Raw genomic sequence first — 18,441 nt, forward strand, 5'->3', positions numbered from 1 at the left:
TTATGGGCTTTGTCATACAGATATAATTGATAATTATTATCACCTGCACTATTGTGGCTGCCGTTATGATTTCGACAAGAAACAGGTAGAACAATGCAGACCACGGATTCCGCGCTGCTGGCGGAAAATAACCGCGAAGCCGATACCATGACGCGATATCGTCAGGTATTACGTCAGCGCTTAATGCTGATTGGTGTACTGGTACTGGCGATTCTGGCGTCAGTGATTCTTGATTTCACCCTTGGCCCGGCCGGGCTATCCCTCGACACGCTATGGCAAACGCTCACCCATCCCGATGCGGTAGATGCGGGCACGCGCGTGATCGTCTGGGATATTCGTCTGCCGTATGCGCTGATGGCGGTGGTGGTCGGCTTCTCGCTGGGTCTGGCCGGTGCTGAGATGCAAACCATCCTCAATAACCCGCTGGCGAGTCCGTTTACGCTTGGCGTCTCTTCAGCGGCAGCCTTTGGCGCGGCGCTGGCGATTATTCTCGGTATCGGAATTCCCGGTGTGCCGGACCAGTGGTTTATCTCCGCTAACGCCTTTGTGTTTGCGCTGTTTGCGGCGCTGATGCTGGATGGCGTCACGCGCTGGACCAAAGTATCGACTTCAGGTGTGGTGCTGTTCGGCATCGCGCTGGTGTTCACCTTCAATGCACTGGTTTCCATGATGCAGTTCATCGCCAGCGAAGATACTCTGCAGGGCCTGGTGTTCTGGACCATGGGCAGCCTGGCGCGCGCTCGTGGGAAAAACTCGGCGTGCTCACGGCGCTTTCGCCATCCTGATTCCGTTCTCGATGCTGAGCAGCTGGAAACTGACCGCACTGCGCCTCGGTGAAGATCGCGCCGTGAGCTTTGGTATCGACGTGCGTCGTCTGCGTCTCGCAACGCTGCTGCGTATCAGTATTCTCTCCGCGCTGGCGGTAGCCTTTGTTGGGCCGATTGGTTTTATCGGTCTGGTCGCACCGCATATTGCCCGCATGATGTTTGGTGAAGATCACCGCTACTATCTGCCAGCCAGTGCACTGGTCGGTGCGCTGGTGCTGTCACTGGCCTCAGTAGCGTCGAAGAACCTGATTCCAGGCGTGATCATTCCAGTTGGTATTGTGACCTCGCTGGTTGGCGTGCCGTTCTTCCTGAGTATTATTCTGCGTCATCGGGGGACGGTGTAATGGAACAGGGATTGCGTCTCAGCCATTTCTACGCCGGTTATCCGAAGCGTAAAGTCATTGAAGATCTCAACGTCCCGGCACTGCCGCGCGGCAAAATCACTGTGTTGCTGGGACCCAACGGCTGCGGGAAATCGACGCTGCTGCGTGCGCTGGCCGGTCTGAACAAAGGGCAGGGCGAGCTGTGGCTGAATGGCGAAGAGTTAATGACCCAGCCGTTTGCGCGTCGTGCTCAGCGCGTGGTTTATCTGCCGCAAAGCTTACCCGCTGGAGTGCATCTGCACGTGCTGGAATCGATCATTGTCGCGCAGCGTGCCTCCGGTGGTTTGCACAGCGCGTCGAGCGAAGCCGAGATCATGCATCTGCTGGAACAGCTGGGCATTGCCCATCTGGCGATGCGCTATCTGGATCAGCTGTCCGGCGGTCAGAAACAGCTGGTGGGCTTAGCCCAATCGCTGATTCGTCGTCCCGAACTGCTGTTGCTGGATGAACCGCTGAGCGCGCTCGATCTTAACTACCAGTTCCACGTGATGGATCTGGTACGTCGTGAAACTCGCCTGCGTAATATCGTTACGGTGGTGGTGGTGCATGATATCAATATCGCACTGCGTCATGCCGACCATGCATTAATGCTGAAAGAAGGCACCTTACTTGCTGACGGCGAGCATCTCAGGTGATTACGTCGGATACATTGGCGCAGGTATATGGTGTGCGCGGGCGTATTGAACATTGCTCGCAGGGGATGCCGCAGGTGATGATCGATGGGCTGGTGGCGGAGTCGCTGGTTTAACCGCCGGATAAGACGCTAAGGCTCAATCTGGCCTTCACTATCGTGCCCTTTTGAACAAAACTCACTGAAGCTTCAGAGCAGGCGGGTGACGTTCAGGGGCGGGCAATCCGCAGCGCTGAACGTAATGAGTCTGCCAGGAGAGCACGCATGGATGCGGGCGAAAGGCGGGGCGGCACACGATGTGCCATCCCCGCCGTTCCGTCAGGCAGACGAATGAAGTGAAGGTACCGCGCAGCGGCGCGAGGACCGCCCGCCCCTGAACGGCACCAGACTGCGTTATCATCCGTCAGCTTAACTGACGATCATTACGCACCTGGTGCGCCCTTACTGTTATCTACATCAATTAACGTGAGCTACACCAACAGATGCTTCGCGTGGAACCGCAGATGGTCCTCGACAAAGCTGGCGATAAAGAAGTAGCTGTGGTCGTAACCCGGCTGGACACGCAGCTCCAGCGGGAAACCTCGTTCACGTGCCACTGCTTCCAGGCGATCCGGACGCAGCTGATCGGCGAGGAACTGATCGCTATCCCCCTGATCGATCAGAATCGGCAAGCGATGCTCCACGTCCTGCATCAGCAGGCAGCTGTCCCACTCGCGCCAGGTTTGGCGATCTTCTCCCAGATAAGCGGTGAACGCTTTTTGTCCCCACGGCACTTCCGCAGGATTCACGATCGGCGCAAACGCTGACGCCGAGGCAAAACGTCCACCGAGTCGCAGCGCCAGGACCAGCGCGCCATGTCCGCCCATTGAATGGCCCATCACCGACTGACGATCGCTCACTTTGAAGTTGTCCGCCACCAGGGCCGGCAACTCCTCGCTGAGATAAGCGAACATACGATAGTGCGCCGCCCAGGGCTGCTGCGTGGCGTTGAGGTAAAAACCTGCGCCCTGACCAAGATCGTAACCGCTGTCGTTGGCCACTTCGTCGCCGCGCGGGCTGGTGTCCGGCATAATCAGCACCAGACCCAGCTCAGCGGCAACGCGCTGCGCACCGGCTTTGGTGGTGAAGTTCTCATCGCTACAGGTCAGCCCGGCGAGAAACCACACCACCGGCGGCGGCGTGTCATCCTGCGGTGGCGGCAAGAAAATGCTGAAGGTCATCGGGCAGTTCAGCACCGCCGACTGATGACGCCAGCGCTGCTGCCAGCCGCCGAAGATACGATGTTCTTCCAGCAGTTCCAGAGTGGATGCCATAACGCCTCCTTTTACTTGTTAAAATGCACAACCGAACGAATAGATTTCCCTTCGTGCATCAGATCAAAGGCCTCGTTAATCTCTTCCAGCGGCATGGTGTGTGTGATGAAGTCATTCAGTGCAAACTTGCCATCGAGATAATCCTGCACGATGCCCGGCAGCTGGGTGCGACCTTTCACGCCACCAAACGCCGAACCGCGCCATACACGACCGGTCACCAGCTGGAACGGACGCGTGGAGATCTCTTCACCGGCACCGGCCACGCCGATAATCACTGACTCGCCCCAGCCTTTGTGGCAGCACTCCAGCGCAGAACGCATCACGTTCACGTTACCGATGCACTCAAAGGAGTAATCGACGCCGCCGTCAGTCAGTTCAACGATCACATCCTGAATCGGCTTATCGTAATCTTTCGGGTTGATCAGATCGGTGGCACCCAGTTTGCGCGCCAGATCGAATTTGCTGGTGTTCAGATCGATGCCGATGATGCGACCGGCTTTCGCCATTTTCGCACCGATAATCGCCGACAAACCAATGCCGCCGAGGCCGAAGATCGCCACGGTATCGCCTTCTTTCACTTTGGCGGTATTCATCACGGCACCCATACCGGTGGTGACGCCGCAGCCCAGCAGACACACTTCTTCCAGTGGCGCTTCTTTGCTGATCACCGCCAGTGAGATTTCCGGCACCACGGTGTACTCAGAGAAGGTTGAGGTGCCCATGTAGTGGAAGATCGGCTTACCGTCTTTGAAGAAGCGGGTGGTGCCGTCTGGCATCAGACCTTTACCTTGTGTGGAGCGGATTGCCTGACACAAGTTGGTTTTACCTGACAGACAGAACTTACATTTACCGCACTCTGGGGTATAAAGCGGGATCACGTGATCGCCGACCGCCACGCTGGTCACGCCTTCACCGACCGCTTCCACCACGCCGCCGCCTTCGTGGCCCAGAATCGCCGGGAACACGCCTTCCGGATCTTTACCTGACAGGGTGTAAGCATCGGTGTGACATACGCCAGTGGCGACGATGCGCACCAGCACTTCACCTTTTTGCGGCGGCATCAAATCCACTTCTTCAATTTTCAGTGGTTCGCCAGCTGCCCAGGCAACGGCGGCACGGGTTTTAATCATGTTCATGCGGTCTCTCTTCCTATAGATGTCGTGATTCGATACAAGTCAAAAAAGCTCACTCAGCGGCTTGCAGGGGATGCAGCAACTCATCGTTAAGTGGGCGGTCGTCAAACATTTCAATAATCAAATATTTCAGTGCTTCCACGTTTGGCGTGAAAGCATCGCGGCGCCACATCAGCCAGGTGGCCGTGTCGCGGTATGCCGGGGGTAAGGTATGTTCCTGCACGCGCGCGGCGCCCGGCATTTGCGTCAGTACTGAGGCCGGAATCATCGCTACGCCCGCGCCGCCTGCCACGCACGCCACCATCGCGTGATAAGACTGAATCTCCATCACGCTTTTGGGCGAGGTCTGGCTTTCGCGATACCAGGACTCGAGCTTGGTGCGGTAGGAACAGCTGTTGCCAAAAGCAAACAGCGTGTCGTTCTGGGTATCACGCGCGTTGTGAATCGGTCCGTGATCAAGGCTGGTGATTAGCACCATCTCTTCACGGAAGGCGATACAGCCGTTGAGATCGTCATGGCTTGCCGGGCCATCGACCAGCGCGGCCGCCAGCGTGCCCGCGCGCACCTTATCGATGATATCGCCAGACGTGCCGGTCACCAGCGATAGCGCCACAGTGGGAAATCGTTGATGATAGGCAGCCAGCAAACCCGGCAGGCGCGTGGCGGCGGTGCTCTCCATCGAACCAAAGGCGAAATTACCGCCCGGTTCACCGGCGCGCGCCATGTTCAGCGCCTCATCGCTCAGGCTGAGGATGCGCTGGGCATAATTCAGGAAATTGTGCCCCATTGGCGACAGACGAATGCGCTGCTTCTCACGGATAAACAGATCAACGCCGATTTCTTCTTCCAACTGGCGCAGACGCGTTGTGAGATTGGAGGGCACGCGATGCAGAAGTTCTGCGGCGCGCGCCAGCGAACCGGTCTCGGCCACAGAACAGAACATGCGGAGCTGTACTAAATCCATATTCTCTTTCCGTAAACAACTTGGTTAGTATTATTCACTTTTCGTGAGTCTAAACGTCATGCATGCTGATGACAAGTGCTAATAGAATCTTAACTGGAGTTGAAATGGCGTTTCGTGTCGCGTTGAGCGCGTTTTTAAGTTTAGTGGTTGCGATGGGGATTGGGCGGTTTGCTTTCACGCCGCAGGTCCCGTTGATGATCCAGGACCACCAATTAACCTTGACCAGTGCCAGTTTAGTCGCTGCGCTCAACTATTTAGGTTATCTGTGTGGATCCTTTGATGCCATGCGCGCACGAAAGGGCGTGGAGTGGCGTTTGCAGCTGGGCGTTTGGGGTGCGGTCGTGTTAACGCTGCTCTCAGCCTGCGTCAGTGGACCGTGGCTGCACGGATTGATCCGCTTCGTGATTGGCGGTGCCAGCGGCTGGGCCATGGTGTTGATTGCGGCATGGAGCAATGAACAGCTGCTGCATCATGGACGTCCTGGACTCTCGGCGGCGGTGTTTGCCGGGCCCGGCACCGGTATTTTCATCAGCGGTATGCTAGCGGTTGTGCTGCATGCCAGCGGTGCCAGTGCGGCATTGGGCTGGGCGGCTTATGGTTTACTGGCGTTGATCTTCATCGCTGCCATTGCGCGCTTTTTACCGCGCAGCGGGCAGTTACATCGTCCCGATCAAGCCCCTGCGCCGCTGGTGCTCAACGGTAACCTGAAACGCCTGGTGCTGAGCTACAGCCTCGCCGGTTTTGGTTACATTCTGCCTGCCACCTTTTTGTCTCAAATGACAGCCGCGCGTTTCCCGGACAGTGCGCTGGCACAGTTTGTCTGGCCGGTGTTTGGCGGTGCGGCGGTGATCGGTATTGTGCTCGGTATTTTGACGCGGCACTGGGGCAGCAGCCATGCGCGGCTGGCAGTGGTGCTCTGGGCGCAGGCTTTGGGCGTGATTTCGGCGATCGTTTTGCCGGGGCTGGATGGGCTGTTGATCAGCGCGCTGTTAGTGGGCGGCGGATTCTTATGTGTGGTGCAGCTGACCTTGCAATATGGTCGTGAACTGGCGCCGCATCACGCGCGCTACCTGGCCGGATTGCTGACCACCGGTTACGCGGTTGGGCAGCTGGGCGGTCCGCTGCTGTCGTGGATTTCCAGCCTGTTATGGCATCGTCTTGATCCTGCCTTATGGGTGGCTGGCGGGGCGTTGATTTTGGCGGGCTTGCTGGTGCTACGCCGTTCGACACCATGAAAAGCTTTCATCTCCGATTGGATTGATTGCTGGATTACGCGCGCGTTGTGTTTCACAATACGCGCTCAGAATTTCCCCCGCAGGCGACGATCTGCGGGCGCATCACCTGCCGGAGAAAGAGTACGATGAGCACCTTAAGTCAGGAAGCCGCCCTGGTTCACGAAGCGCTGCTGGCGCGTGGCCTGGAAACGCCGTTACGCGCCCCGGTGCGCGAGATGGATGACGAAACCCGCAAGCATGAAATTGCTGGTCATATGACGCAAATCATGCAGCTGCTGAATCTGGATCTGGAAGATGACAGCCTGATGGAGACCCCGCACCGCATCGCCAAGATGTATGTGGATGAAATCTTCTCAGGTCTTGATTACGCTAACTTCCCGAAAATCACCGTCATCGAAAACAAGATGAAGGTTGATGAGATGGTTACCGTGCGCGATATCACGCTGACCAGCACCTGTGAGCACCATTTCGTGATCATCGACGGTAAAGCGACCGTGGCTTATATCCCGAAAGAGAAGGTGATTGGCCTGTCGAAAATCAACCGCATCGTGCAGTTCTTTGCCCAGCGTCCACAGGTACAAGAGCGCTTAACCCAGCAAGTGCTGGTGGCACTGCAAACGCTGTTGGGCACCAACAATGTAGCGGTATCGATTGATGCGGTGCATTACTGCGTGAAAGCGCGTGGCGTGAAAGATGCCACCAGCGCCACTACCACCACATCTCTGGGTGGTCTGTTCAAATCCAGCCAGAACACGCGCCAGGAGTTTTTGCGCGCGGTACGTCACAGCTAATTCTTTGGGCGGCAGATCGCCGCCCGTTTTCTCTTTCCGTCAGGTCATTCGATGCAACGCTATCTTGCGCTGGATTTCATTCGTGGTTGCGCCATCCTCGGCATTCTGTTGCTCAATATTGTCGGTTTTGGCTTGCCCTCGGCGGCTTACCTCAATCCGGCATGGCAGGGCGATATCTCGCTTTCTGATGCCTGGACCTGGGCGATCATGGATGGCCTGGCGCAGCTGAAATTCCTCACGCTGTTTGCGCTGTTGTTCGGAGCCGGGCTTTATCTGCAAACTCCGCGTGGCAGTCGCTGGATGTCGGCGCGTTTAACCCTGCTGGTTTTGCTGGGCTTCATACATGGCCTCTTCTTTTGGGAAGGGGATATCCTGCTGGATTACGGCCTGATTGGGCTGATCATCTGGCGCATGCTGCGTGAAGTCCCCTCGGAAAAAGCCTTGCTGCAAACCGGTGCGCTGCTGTACCTGATTGGCTGCGGCGTGCTGCTGGTGTTCTGGGGAATTTCCAGTCCGGAGCCCGGCCGTTCGTGGCTGCCGGGCGCGGCAGATCTTGAGTATGAAAGTTACTGGAAGCTGGTGGGCGGTGCGGAAGCGATCCAGAATCGCCTCGATCATCTTTCATCCGGTCTGATGGCGCTGGCGTCGCAATATGGCTGGCAGCTGGCGGGATTGATGCTCATTGGTGCGGCGCTGATGCGCAGCGGCTGGTTGAAAGGTGAGTTTAGCGTGCAGCATTATCGCCGTTCCGCTGCCTTGTTGCTGACCATCGGTTGGCTGATCGCCATTCCGGGTATTGTGGCGCAGTGGCTGCTGGGCTGGGAATTCCGTTGGAGCGGATTCTTCCTGCAACTACCGCGCGATCTGGCCAGTCCATTTATCAGTCTCGGTTACGCTGCGTTGTGCTTTGGCTTTTGGCCGCAAATCGGTGAAACACGTTTCAGCTATGCCTTGCAATGCGTCGGTCGTATGGCGTTGAGCAACTACCTGTTACAGACCCTGATCTGCACCACGCTGTTCTATCGCTTTAACCTGTTTATGAAATTTGACCGCCTGCATCTGCTGGCCTTTGTGCCGGCTATCTGGTTGGTTAATATCCTGTTTTCCGTGCTCTGGTTGCGCTTCTTCCCTCAGGGGCCGCTGGAGTGGATTTGGCGTCAGCTCACCCGCCTTGCCGCAGGGAAACCAGACAAAACCACCCCGCGCAGATAATGATGTTCATCACAAAGGTTGCAGATTTGTATGTAACCGTTTTCATCCGTGTGACGTGATTCACGCAGCTAAACAAAATGCCCTGACAGAATAGCGCCGTTGCGCGCCTGTCGCGCATTTTCTCCTCTGTGGAACAGCTGCATGATAACGATTCGAGATGTCGCCCGTCAGGCCGGTGTGTCAGTTGCCACCGTCTCACGTGTGCTCAATAACAGCAGTGCAGTCACCCCTGATACCCGCGAAGCCGTGCTGCTGGCGGTGGAAGCGCTGGGTTATCGGCCAAACGCCAACGCGCAGGCACTGGCAACCCAGGTCAGCGATACCATCGGCGTGGTGGTGATGGACGTATCCGATCCCTTCTTTGGCGCGCTGGTGAAAGCCGTAGACACCGTGGCTCAGCGCGTGCACAAACACGTATTGATCAGCAATTCCTGGCATCAGGAAGAGAAAGAACGCCATGCGATTGAGGTGCTGATCCGTCAGCGATGTAACGCATTAGTGGTGCACGCGAAAACGCTTTCAGACGCTGAACTGGCCAGTTTTATGGACCAGGTTCCCGGTATGGTATTGATAAACCGCACAATTCCCGGTTATGAACATCGTTGTGTCTGTCTTGATAATGTAACGGGTTCGCTGATGGCCACGCGCATGCTGTTACAACAGGGGCATCAGCGCATTGGTTATCTAAGCTCCAGTCATCCGATTGAAGATGTCACCCAGCGGCGTGAAGGCTGGCTGCAAGCCCTGTCAGAGCAGGGGATTCGCCCGCAAGAGTCCTGGATTGCCCATGGTGAACCGGACATGCAGGGCGGCGAAGCGGCGATGGTGGAGTTACTTGGCCGTAACCTGCATTTAACCGCCATTTTCTCTTACTGTGACGGCATGGCAGCGGGTGCGCTGACGGCATTGAAAGACAATGGCATTCAGGTGCCGCAACACTTCTCTGTCATCGGCTTTGATGACATTCCTATCTCACGTTACACCGACCCGCAGCTAACAACCGTTCGTTATCCTATTGTTTCCATGGCTAAATTAGCCACCGAACTGGCATTGAAAGGTGCCGCGGGCGAACTCGATCCTCTGGCTTCACACTGCTTTATGCCGACCTTAGTGCGTCGTCATTCGGTGGCCCAGCGGCAAATTGTGGAGTCGGTCACTAATTCAGGCGATAGCGCTGTGTAACCGTTTCCAATCTGTGATTACATTCACAGTTAATTAACATGGCGCTCACTATGATGGCAGCGTCTTACCGGACTGAAACATCATGTAACGCCGGGTTCTCCTTCTCCCGTCAGGTTTCAGTAGCCGATTGAAATAGTTCACAACACTCTTCAGGAAGCGTTTACGTACAGGGAAGTCAGGATTGCGATGGTGAATGAGTTTGAACCGACTGCGCTGGTTGCCCGCAGGTAACGCAGCGCGATGATATGCCCTACATAAAAACCGGAGATACCATGAATAAGAAGGTTTTCACGCTCACAGCACTGGTTGCCAGCATGATGTTTGGTGCAACTGCGCACGCCGCCGATACCCGCATTGGCGTGACGATTTATAAATACGACGACAACTTCATGTCTATGGTTCGCAAGGACATCGACAGCGAAGCCAAAAAACTGGGCGGCATTCAATTGCTGATGAATGACTCGCAGAACAGCCAGTCTACCCAGAATGACCAGATTGACGTACTGATGGCCAAAGGCGTGAAAGCGCTGGCGATCAACCTGGTTGACCCTGCTGCTGCGGCAGTGGTGATCGACAAAGCAAAAGCCAACGATGTACCAGTGGTGTTCTTCAACAAAGAACCTAACGCCAAAGTGCTGGCCAGCTATCCGAAAGCTTACTACGTGGGCACCGATTCAAAAGAGTCAGGCATCATTCAGGCCAAGCTGATTGAGAAGCACTGGAAAGCGACCCCAGCATGGGATCTGAACAAAGATGGTCAGATTCAGTTTGCCCTGCTGAAAGGCGAGCCAGGCCATCCGGATGCCGAAGCGCGTACCAAATACGTGATTGAAACATTGAACACTGATGGCTTCAAAACCCAGCAGCTGTCGATGGATACCGCGATGTGGGACACCGCACAGGCAAAAGACAAAGTTGACGCCTGGCTGTCTGGCCCGAACGGCAACAAAATCGAAGTGATCATCGCCAACAACGATGCCATGGCAATGGGTGCTGTTGAAGCGCTGAAAGCGCACAACAAAACCAGCATTCCAGTGTTTGGTGTGGATGCGTTGCCAGAAGCGCTGTCACTGGTGAAATCTGGCGCAATGGCCGGTACCGTGCTGAACGATGCGGAAAACCAGGCGAAAGCCACTATCGATATCGCGAAGAACCTGGCAGATGGCAAAGAGCCAACGGCTGGCACTAACTTCAAGATGGAAAACAAAATCGTACGTGTTCCTTACGTACCGGTTGATAAAGAAAACCTGTCTCAGTTTGTGAAGTAATACGTTCCGGGCGCGGCAGTACGCCGCGCCTTATTGCATCTGACCCACGTTTTATTTAGCCAGGTAAATTATGGCCAGTGAGAATCCGACCGCACAGCGAGAATATCTGCTGGAGATGACGAATGTCTCGAAATCATTTCCAGGGGTGAAAGCCTTAGATAATGTGAATTTGAAAGTGCGGCCGCACTCCGTCCATGCCTTAATGGGCGAAAACGGTGCCGGAAAATCCACATTATTAAAATGCCTGTTTGGCATTTATAAAAAAGATACGGGGAGCATCCTGTTTCAGGGTGAAGAGATTGATTATAAAAGCTCCAAAGAAGCGCTGGAAAATGGCGTGTCGATGGTGCATCAGGAATTAAACCTGGTCTTGCAACGCAACGTGATGGATAACATGTGGCTTGGCCGCTATCCACGTAAAGGCGTGTTTGTCGATCAGGATAAAATGTATCGCGATACCAAAGCGATCTTTGATGAATTAGATATTGATATCGATCCGCGCGATAAGGTCGCCAATCTTTCTGTTTCGCAAATGCAGATGATTGAGATTGCCAAGGCGTTCTCCTATGACGCAAAATCGTCATCATGGATGAACCGACTTCGTCGCTGACCGAAAAAGAAGTGAACCACCTGTTCACCATTATCCGTAAGCTGAAAGATCGTGGCTGCGGCATTGTGTATATCTCGCATAAAATGGAAGAGATTTTCCAGCTGTGTGATGAGATTACTATTTTGCGTGACGGGCAGTGGATCGCCACCCAGCCGCTGGAAGGGCTGGATATGGATAAGATTATTTCCATGATGGTGGGCCGTTCACTGAACCAGCGTTTCCCTGACAAGACTAACGTGCCGGGCGAAACCATCCTTGAGGTGCGCCATTTAACCTCGTTGCGTCAGCCGTCGATTCGCGATATCTCCTTCGACTTGCGCAAAGGTGAGATTCTTGGCGTAGCGGGATTGGTGGGCGCTAAACGTACCGATATCGTTGAAACCCTGTTTGGTATCCGCGAGAAGTCAGGCGGCACCATTAAACTGCACGGTAAAACGATCAATAATCACAGCGCCAATGAAGCCATTAACCACGGCTTTGCGTTGGTGACGGAAGAGCGTCGTTCAACCGGGATTTATGCCTATCTGGATATTGGATTTAACTCGCTTATTTCCAATATTAAAAATATAAATCCAGCCTTGGCCTGCTCGATAATAAACGCATGAAAAGTGATACCCAGTGGGTGATTGATTCGATGCGCGTGAAAACGCCAGGTCATCACACTCAAATTGGTTCGCTTTCCGGTGGTAACCAGCAAAAGGTTATTATCGGTCGTTGGTTATTAACCCAGCCTGAAATTTTAATGCTGGATGAACCGACGCGCGGTATTGATGTTGGCGCTAAGTTTGAAATTTATCAGCTTATTTCCGAACTGGCGAAGAAAGAGAAGGGCATCATTATTATTTCTTCTGAAATGCCAGAGTTGCTGGGGATTACCGATCGTATTTTAGTGATGAGTAATGGCCTGGTAGCGGGCATTGTCGAGACCAAAACGACCTCGCAGAATGAAATCCTGCGTTTAGCGTCATTACACCTTTAATGAAGCAAGGGCTTTAACATGAAAGCGACTACTAAAAAGAATGCGCTAACCTGGTTAAAAGAGGGCGGCATCTACGTTGTCCTGTTGGTACTGCTGGCTATTATTATTTTCCAGGATCCGACGTTTTTAAGTTTGATGAACCTGAGTAACATTCTGACCCAATCTTCAGTGCGTATTATCATCGCGCTGGGCGTGGCCGGTTTGATCGTCACGCAGGGTACTGACCTGTCAGCCGGTCGTCAGGTCGGTTTGGCTGCGGTGGTTGCGGCTACCCTGCTGCAATCCATGGATAACGCCAACAAGGTGTTCCCACATCTGGATACCGTTCCGATTCCACTGGTGATCCTGACCGTGTGCATCATTGGTGGCGTGATTGGTCTGGTGAACGGCGTGATCATTGCTTATCTGAAGGTGACGCCGTTTATCACCACATTGGGCACCATGATTATCGTTTACGGCATTAACTCGCTGTATTACGACTACGTAGGCGCATCACCGGTGGCAGGTTTTGACACTGGCTTCTCCACCTTCGCTCAGGGCTTCCTGCGTTTCGGTGATTTCAAGCTATCGTTCATTACCTTCTACGCGTTTATTGCCATCATTTTCGTCTGGATTCTGTGGAACAAAACGCGCTTCGGTAAGAATATCTTTGCCATCGGCGGTAACCCGGAAGCCGCACGCGTGTCAGGTGTTAACGTGCCGTTGAACCTGATTCTGGTGTATGCGTTGTCAGGTGTGTTTTACGCCTTCGGCGGGATGCTGGAAGCGGGCCGTATCGGTAGCGCCACCAACAACCTCGGTTTTATGTATGAACTGGATGCGATTGCGGCCTGTGTGGTGGGCGGCGTGTCGTTTGCCGGTGGTGTAGGTACCGTTGCAGGCGTGGTGACCGGTGTGATTATCTTTACCGTCATTAACTACGGTTTGACCTACATCGGCGTGAACCCTTACTGGCAGTACATTATCAAGGGCGGCATTATCATCTTCGCCGTTGCACTGGATTCACTGAAGTACGCACGTAAAAAATAAGACTTAGCACACAGCAAAACATCACTGCAAAAGGCTGCCATTTTATGAATGGTGGCCTTTTTATTTTTGTAGGTTGCTGAGGGCTGAGGGCAAGGGCCAAGGGCGGGTGCGGTGAGGGCTCAAAGCCCCTCTGCTGCTGCCGGGCAGTCCTCGCGCCGCTGACGCGGTGCCCTCGGCTTCCACGTCGTGCCTACGGACCGTTCGGGTAAGGCCATCCAGGCCAACCCGAACTGCCAGCCGCATCCATGCGACTGGCTCCTGGCCCAACGTAAAAGCCTTAGCGCTGCGGATAGCCCTTGCAGCAGCAGAGGGGCTTTGGCCTCAAACGTTGTGCCCATTTTTTCAAAAATATGCGGCTTCTGCGGATAGCCCTTGCAGCAGCAGAGGAGCTTTGGCCTCAAACGTTGTGCCCGTTTTTTCAAAAATATGCGGCTTCTGCGGATAGCCCTTTCAGCAGCAAAAAGCTATGGTCTCAAACGTTGTATTCGTTTCTTCTGCGGATAGTCTTTTAAGCAGGAGAGGGCTATGTTCCCAAACGTTGTGCACGTTAATTGAACAGATGCTGTACTTTTTGCAGATGGCTTTTGCGGTGGTAAAGAGAGAAAGCAACATCGTTGTGCCTGTCTTGAGACCAAATGCACGGCATCCGAGCATAGCCCTTGCAAGTGTTCGACTTTGGCCTGAGGCTGCGTGTCCTTTTTTAACAGCACGCAATAAAGTTTAGGAGCTGGCTGGTGTTGCTTTGGGGGCAGGCATTTCGCAGCGCTGAACAGAGTGAGGATGCCAGGATAGCCCGCATGGATGCGGGCGGAAGGCGGGGCGGCACATGGATGTGCCATCCCCCGCCGTTCCGTAAGGCAGACGAACGGCGTGAAGGCACCGCGCTAGCGGCGCGAGGACCGGCAGCCCCCAAAGCGACACCAGACAGCGTAATCACAGCAGTCGAAAGCGACACCAGACAGCGTTATCGCAGTAGCCTGAAGCGGCACCAGACGGTGTTATCACTGCAAACTCAGCGGCTAAAAAACACTCACTTCTGCAACTTCTCTTCCAAATCCAGCAGCTGCTCAGGCGTCACCGCCGGATAACTTTGCGCATCTTCCGGCACTTCATGTACTGCTGGAATCGGAACCAGCGGGCCGAGGAAGCGGGGTTCGCGTTTCATCAAATACAAATCTGCCAGCGCGCCCAAGCGTGCGCCAACTTCACGGAAACGCACCGACAGCATATTTTTCGGTGAAGGCACCGCAAAACACTGCGCCTGAATCCCCAGATGTTGGGCGATGTACAGCGCGCGTTCGCAGTGGAAACGCTGCGTGATAATAATGAAATCGTTGGTATCGAATACTTTACGCGTGCGCACTATCGAATCCAGCGTACGGAATCCGGCATAATCCAGCACGATGTCGGCAGGATCGACACCGGCTTTAATCAGATCGCGGCGCATGGTCATCGGTTCATTGTAGCTTTGCAGCGCATTATCACCGCTCAGCAGCAGATAATTCACCTTGCCGCTGTTATAAGCGTTAAGCGCGCCCTGAATACGATAAAGGTAATACTGATTGATTACGCCAGTGCGGTAATACTTGGCGGTTCCTAAGACCACGCCGACCTGACGATGCGGCAGCGAGGTAACATCTTCGTAGATAAAGGGGGCCGTTTTCCAGCTGATCCAGCGATCCAGGCCGAGTGCGGTCGCCACCATCAATAAGATGATGAAAAACAGACCAAAGAAAACGCGTTTAATCATGCGCGTAAGCACTCAGTTGGCGAAAAAAAGGATGGCTAAAGGCTACTTGAGGCGGAGTCGCGAAGCAAGTTTACGCGGGTTAGCTGGCGATATTTTAAGCGAAGCCGGTACTAACGCTACTCGACATACTTCAAACGGCAGCTGCATGAGTTGCGTGAATGCGCCGCAGTCACTGATTTATGCAAACGTCCCGGGATTTCAGCAGTTGTCGCGTGATCAGACGTGCAAGCCAGCGCAAGCGCAGGACATAAGCTTGAGATGACGCTTATGTCCTGCAACTCGAGTGCTGAATTAAATAGAAGTACGGCGATAATGACGATACTGCGGCAGCCAGAAGTTATTGTTCACAGCTTTCGACAGCACATCTTCTGAGGTGACCACGGCCACACCAGCTAACTGTGCTGCTTTACCCACTTCCATCGCGATCAGCTTCGATACGCCCTGAATGTGCTTCAGTTCTGGCAGCACCGGGCCTTCACCGTCGTTCACCAGCGGCGAACAGTCAGCGAGCGAACGGCTGGCAGTCATCAGCATCGAATCGGTGATACGCGTTGCACCGGCGGCGATCACACCCAAACCAATACCCGGGAAGATATAGGAGTTGTTGCACTGGGCAATCGGGTAGGTTTTACCTTTCCAGGTCACTGGCGCAAACGGGCTACCAGTGGCGACCAGCGCTTCACCGTCGGTCCAGGCGATGATATCGGCTGGCGTGGCTTCCACGCGTGAAGTTGGGTTAGACAGCGGCATCACAATTGGGCGCTTGGTGTGTTTATGCATCTCGCGGATGATCTCTTCGGTGAACAAGCCCGGCTGGCCTGACACGCCGATCAAAATATCCGGTTGCGCGTTGCGTACCACGTCCAGCAGTGAAATCGAATCGCTGGTCACATCCCAGCTCTTCAGGGTTTCACTCTTCTGCACCAGCTTGCTCTGGAAATCGAGCAGGTTTGGCAGTTTATCGGTCAACAGACCGAAGCGATCGACCATCATCACGCGCGCACGCGCTTCATCGTCGCTCAGGCCTTCTGATTTCATCTGGGCGATGATTTGCTCAGCGATACCACAGCCGGCAGAACCCGCGCCGAGGAACACCACTTTCTGCTCGCAAAGACGGCTGCCTGCCGCACGGCTGGCGGCGATCAGGGTGCCAACGGTGACGGCAGCGGTGCCCTGAATATCGTCATTGAAGCAGCACACTTCGTCGCGATAGCGCTCCAGCAGCGGCATGGCGTTCTTCTGCGCGAAGTCTTCAAACTGCAGCAGCACGTTCGGCCAGCGACGTTTGACCGCCTGAATAAATTCATCAACGAATTCAGCATACTCTTCGCCAGTGATGCGCGGATGACGCCAGCCCATATATAGCGGATCGTTCAGCAACTGCTGGTTGTTAGTGCCGACATCCAGCACCACTGGCAAGGTGTACGCCGGGCTGATACCGCCACACGCGGTGTACAGCGACAGCTTACCGATTGGAATACCCATGCCGCCGATGCCGAGGTCGCCGAGGCCAAGAATACGCTCGCCATCGGTCACCACGATCACCTTCACGTTCTGCTTGGTGGCGTTCTGCAGCATGTCTTCAATGCGGTCGCGGTTATTATATGAGATGAAAACGCCACGCGCGCGACGATAGATTTCAGAGAAGTGTTCACAGGCAGCGCCAACCGTCGGGGTATAGATGATTGGCATCATCTCTTCCAGATGATTATCGAGCAGGCGATAGAACAGCGTTTCGTTGGTGTCCTGGATGTTGCGCAGATAGACGTGCTTGTCGTTATTGTTTTTGAAATCCAGGAACTGACGCCAGGCTCGCTCTGCCTGCTCTTCGATGGTTTCAACGGCTTCAGGAAGCAAGCCATTGAGGTTAAATTCGTTGCGTTCTTCAAGAGTGAACGCGCTGCCTTTATTCAACAGCGGAAATTCCAGCAGAATCGGGCCCGCGTAAGGAATATACAGCGGACGTTTACTTTCGTAGTCGAGTTCCATGCAGTGTTTGCTCCGGTTGCAGTATTTTCTGACGTGACACCGGGAAAAGGTAACGCCAGACCTGTTTCGTATGAAATGGTTCTGGCGCCCGATCCTATGAGTTTTCCTGCGGATGTACAGCTTTTGTTAATAGCTGGTCACAAAAGCGATGAAAGGATCACTAAACTGATGTTTTCGAAACTAAAGTAAGTGAAAAATCTTCACAGCCCAGCGCCGAAAGCGTCGCACGCGTGGCATCCAACTGGTTCAGCGTACTGCCCTGGCACTCAGCTAATACCGCTTGCTGAATCGTGGTGAGCGTTTCATTGCTCATATTCATCAGAATCAATGCGGCCTGTAACGGCGGCAGACTCGGGTTAAACGCAGCATTTTCGGCGTAGCGCCCGCTGAAGATTTTGCCGCTTTCACTGCGCAGGGCCACGCCGCTAAAACTGTGACTGTAAGGCGCATGGCTGTGATTCGCCGCATCAATCGCCGCCTGTTGCAGGTCATCACCTTGCACGGTGAAGCCGTGATCGATAGGCGTTAACAGACGTTCGGTGATATTCAGATCGGCGGGGCCAAAGGCATCTGGCAGATAATCGCCCAGCGTGCTGATGGCGCGGCCTGGCAGACTGATGCGGATCGCCGTCCCGCTGTTCAGTTCATTCATAAACTGACGGCAGTGACCGCAAGGCGTGTAGTTGACGGTAATCGCGTCGAGCTTCTCTTCACCGCGCAGCCAGGCGTGAGTAATGGCGCTTTGCTCCGCATGCACGGTTTGCTGCAACGGCGCGTGTTCGAACTCCATATTGGCACCGAAATACCAGTGACCGCTCACCCCGCGTGAAATGGCTCCCACATTAAAATGAGACACCGGCGCTACCGCGCAGCAGGCGGCAATCGGCAGCAGTGCCAGCGCTAACGCATCCTCATCCAGCCCCGTTTCCTGCTTCAGACGTGCCACGTCCTGCGGGCGCAGTACGCCGTCAAAATCAGCCGAATCCAGCAAGGGTTGAATCGCAGTTTGCAAGTCAGCGGGCAGGGCGGGGAAAGCAGCAGTAAATCGTGGATGCATGATGTGGTGACCTCATTAACGCGTTAGCGGCGATGCGCCGCCTGAGGGGTTATATGTGATCTGTGTCGCTGTGACAATGCAAGCTGAT

The 18,441-nt window shown here is 54.6% G+C and carries 12 protein-coding genes and 3 pseudogenes; 9 read left to right on the forward strand and 6 right to left on the reverse strand.

Going from position 1 to position 18,441, the window contains the following annotated elements; genetic code table 11:
• Positions 1 to 147: 147 nt before the first annotated feature.
• Together HA45_RS23805 and HA45_RS23810 are read left to right on the forward strand one after the other, a co-directional pair.
• Positions 148 to 1,171: pseudogene (locus HA45_RS23805) on the forward strand (FecCD family ABC transporter permease).
• Positions 1,171 to 1,958 (forward strand): annotated as a pseudogene (locus HA45_RS23810) (ABC transporter ATP-binding protein). The pseudogenes HA45_RS23805 and HA45_RS23810 overlap by 1 nt, the downstream one beginning before the upstream one ends.
• Positions 1,959 to 2,311: 353 nt before the next feature.
• Here HA45_RS23810 and fghA read toward each other — a convergent pair.
• From fghA to ptrR, 3 genes are read right to left on the reverse strand one after another with little or no spacing between them, the layout of a single operon-like run.
• Positions 2,312 to 3,154 (reverse strand): S-formylglutathione hydrolase, encoded by an 843-nt coding sequence (fghA, locus tag HA45_RS23820; RefSeq protein WP_100701047.1) that lies wholly within the window; start codon positions 3,152 to 3,154, stop codon positions 2,312 to 2,314.
• Between the two features lie 11 nt (positions 3,155 to 3,165).
• Entirely contained in the window at positions 3,166 to 4,290 is a 1,125-nt protein-coding gene (locus HA45_RS23825) for an S-(hydroxymethyl)glutathione dehydrogenase/class III alcohol dehydrogenase (protein WP_100701046.1), read from the reverse strand.
• Positions 4,291 to 4,339: 49 nt separating this feature from the next.
• Positions 4,340 to 5,251 (reverse strand): putrescine utilization regulator PtrR, encoded by a 912-nt coding sequence (gene ptrR, locus HA45_RS23830; RefSeq protein WP_100701045.1) that lies wholly within the window; start codon positions 5,249 to 5,251, stop codon positions 4,340 to 4,342.
• 104 nt (positions 5,252 to 5,355) lie between these two features.
• Between ptrR and HA45_RS23835 the strand changes: the two genes are divergently transcribed.
• From HA45_RS23835 to mglC, 7 genes and pseudogenes are all read left to right on the forward strand, one after another.
• Complete coding sequence (locus HA45_RS23835) at positions 5,356 to 6,486, forward strand: YbfB/YjiJ family MFS transporter (protein ID WP_100701044.1); 1,131 nt, start codon at positions 5,356 to 5,358, stop codon at positions 6,484 to 6,486.
• 125 nt (positions 6,487 to 6,611) lie between these two features.
• The gene (gene folE / locus HA45_RS23840) at positions 6,612 to 7,277 is read left to right on the forward strand and encodes a GTP cyclohydrolase I FolE (protein ID WP_100701043.1); all 666 of its coding nucleotides are present in this window, start codon (positions 6,612 to 6,614) and stop codon (positions 7,275 to 7,277) included.
• A gap of 51 nt (positions 7,278 to 7,328) precedes the next feature.
• Complete coding sequence (gene yeiB / locus HA45_RS23845) at positions 7,329 to 8,489, forward strand: DUF418 domain-containing protein YeiB (RefSeq protein WP_100701042.1); 1,161 nt, start codon at positions 7,329 to 7,331, stop codon at positions 8,487 to 8,489.
• Between the two features lie 141 nt (positions 8,490 to 8,630).
• Positions 8,631 to 9,671: an HTH-type transcriptional regulator GalS gene (galS, locus tag HA45_RS23850; protein ID WP_100701041.1), complete on the forward strand. Its 1,041-nt coding sequence runs from the start codon at positions 8,631 to 8,633 to the stop codon at positions 9,669 to 9,671.
• Positions 9,672 to 9,943: 272 nt separating this feature from the next.
• On the forward strand, positions 9,944 to 10,939 hold the full coding sequence (gene mglB, locus HA45_RS23855) for a galactose/glucose ABC transporter substrate-binding protein MglB (RefSeq protein ID WP_100701040.1): 996 nt from the start codon (positions 9,944 to 9,946) through the stop codon (positions 10,937 to 10,939).
• 70 nt (positions 10,940 to 11,009) lie between these two features.
• A pseudogene (gene mglA, locus HA45_RS23860) lies at positions 11,010 to 12,528 on the forward strand (galactose/methyl galactoside ABC transporter ATP-binding protein MglA).
• 18 nt (positions 12,529 to 12,546) lie between these two features.
• The gene (mglC, locus tag HA45_RS23865; RefSeq protein WP_100701038.1) at positions 12,547 to 13,557 is read left to right on the forward strand and encodes a galactose/methyl galactoside ABC transporter permease MglC; all 1,011 of its coding nucleotides are present in this window, start codon (positions 12,547 to 12,549) and stop codon (positions 13,555 to 13,557) included.
• Positions 13,558 to 14,587: 1,030 nt separating this feature from the next.
• Here mglC and sanA read toward each other — a convergent pair.
• The 3 genes from sanA to cdd all read right to left on the reverse strand — a co-directional run bounded on the left by sanA (position 14,588) and on the right by cdd (position 18,353).
• Complete coding sequence (gene sanA / locus HA45_RS23870; RefSeq protein ID WP_100701037.1) at positions 14,588 to 15,307, reverse strand: outer membrane permeability protein SanA; 720 nt, start codon at positions 15,305 to 15,307, stop codon at positions 14,588 to 14,590.
• A gap of 291 nt (positions 15,308 to 15,598) precedes the next feature.
• Positions 15,599 to 17,296 (reverse strand): NAD-dependent malic enzyme, encoded by a 1,698-nt coding sequence (locus tag HA45_RS23875; RefSeq protein WP_100701036.1) that lies wholly within the window; start codon positions 17,294 to 17,296, stop codon positions 15,599 to 15,601.
• 160 nt (positions 17,297 to 17,456) lie between these two features.
• Positions 17,457 to 18,353 carry a cytidine deaminase gene (gene cdd / locus HA45_RS23880; RefSeq protein WP_100701035.1) on the reverse strand — a complete coding sequence of 299 codons (897 nt, stop codon included), beginning with the start codon at positions 18,351 to 18,353 and terminating at the stop codon, positions 17,457 to 17,459.
• Between the last annotated feature and the right edge of the window lie 88 nt (positions 18,354 to 18,441).

Origin of the sequence: Pantoea rodasii, assembly GCF_002095465.1 — a bacterium.
GTDB classification, from domain to species: domain Bacteria; phylum Pseudomonadota; class Gammaproteobacteria; order Enterobacterales; family Enterobacteriaceae; genus Pantoea; species Pantoea rodasii.

What these genes read in the sequence shown, in the direction of transcription:
- fghA (WP_100701047.1), bottom strand. Translation starts at nt 3,154, where the DNA reads ATGGCATCCACTCTGGAACTGCTGGAAGAACATCGTATCTTCGGCGGC.
- HA45_RS23825 (WP_100701046.1), bottom strand. Translation starts at nt 4,290, where the DNA reads ATGAACATGATTAAAACCCGTGCCGCCGTTGCCTGGGCAGCTGGCGAA.
- ptrR (WP_100701045.1), bottom strand. Translation starts at nt 5,251, where the DNA reads ATGGATTTAGTACAGCTCCGCATGTTCTGTTCTGTGGCCGAGACCGGT.
- HA45_RS23835 (WP_100701044.1), top strand. Translation starts at nt 5,356, where the DNA reads ATGGCGTTTCGTGTCGCGTTGAGCGCGTTTTTAAGTTTAGTGGTTGCG.
- folE (WP_100701043.1), top strand. Translation starts at nt 6,612, where the DNA reads ATGAGCACCTTAAGTCAGGAAGCCGCCCTGGTTCACGAAGCGCTGCTG.
- yeiB (WP_100701042.1), top strand. Translation starts at nt 7,329, where the DNA reads ATGCAACGCTATCTTGCGCTGGATTTCATTCGTGGTTGCGCCATCCTC.
- galS (WP_100701041.1), top strand. Translation starts at nt 8,631, where the DNA reads ATGATAACGATTCGAGATGTCGCCCGTCAGGCCGGTGTGTCAGTTGCC.
- mglB (WP_100701040.1), top strand. Translation starts at nt 9,944, where the DNA reads ATGAATAAGAAGGTTTTCACGCTCACAGCACTGGTTGCCAGCATGATG.
- mglC (WP_100701038.1), top strand. Translation starts at nt 12,547, where the DNA reads ATGAAAGCGACTACTAAAAAGAATGCGCTAACCTGGTTAAAAGAGGGC.
- sanA (WP_100701037.1), bottom strand. Translation starts at nt 15,307, where the DNA reads ATGATTAAACGCGTTTTCTTTGGTCTGTTTTTCATCATCTTATTGATG.
- HA45_RS23875 (WP_100701036.1), bottom strand. Translation starts at nt 17,296, where the DNA reads ATGGAACTCGACTACGAAAGTAAACGTCCGCTGTATATTCCTTACGCG.
- cdd (WP_100701035.1), bottom strand. Translation starts at nt 18,353, where the DNA reads ATGCATCCACGATTTACTGCTGCTTTCCCCGCCCTGCCCGCTGACTTG.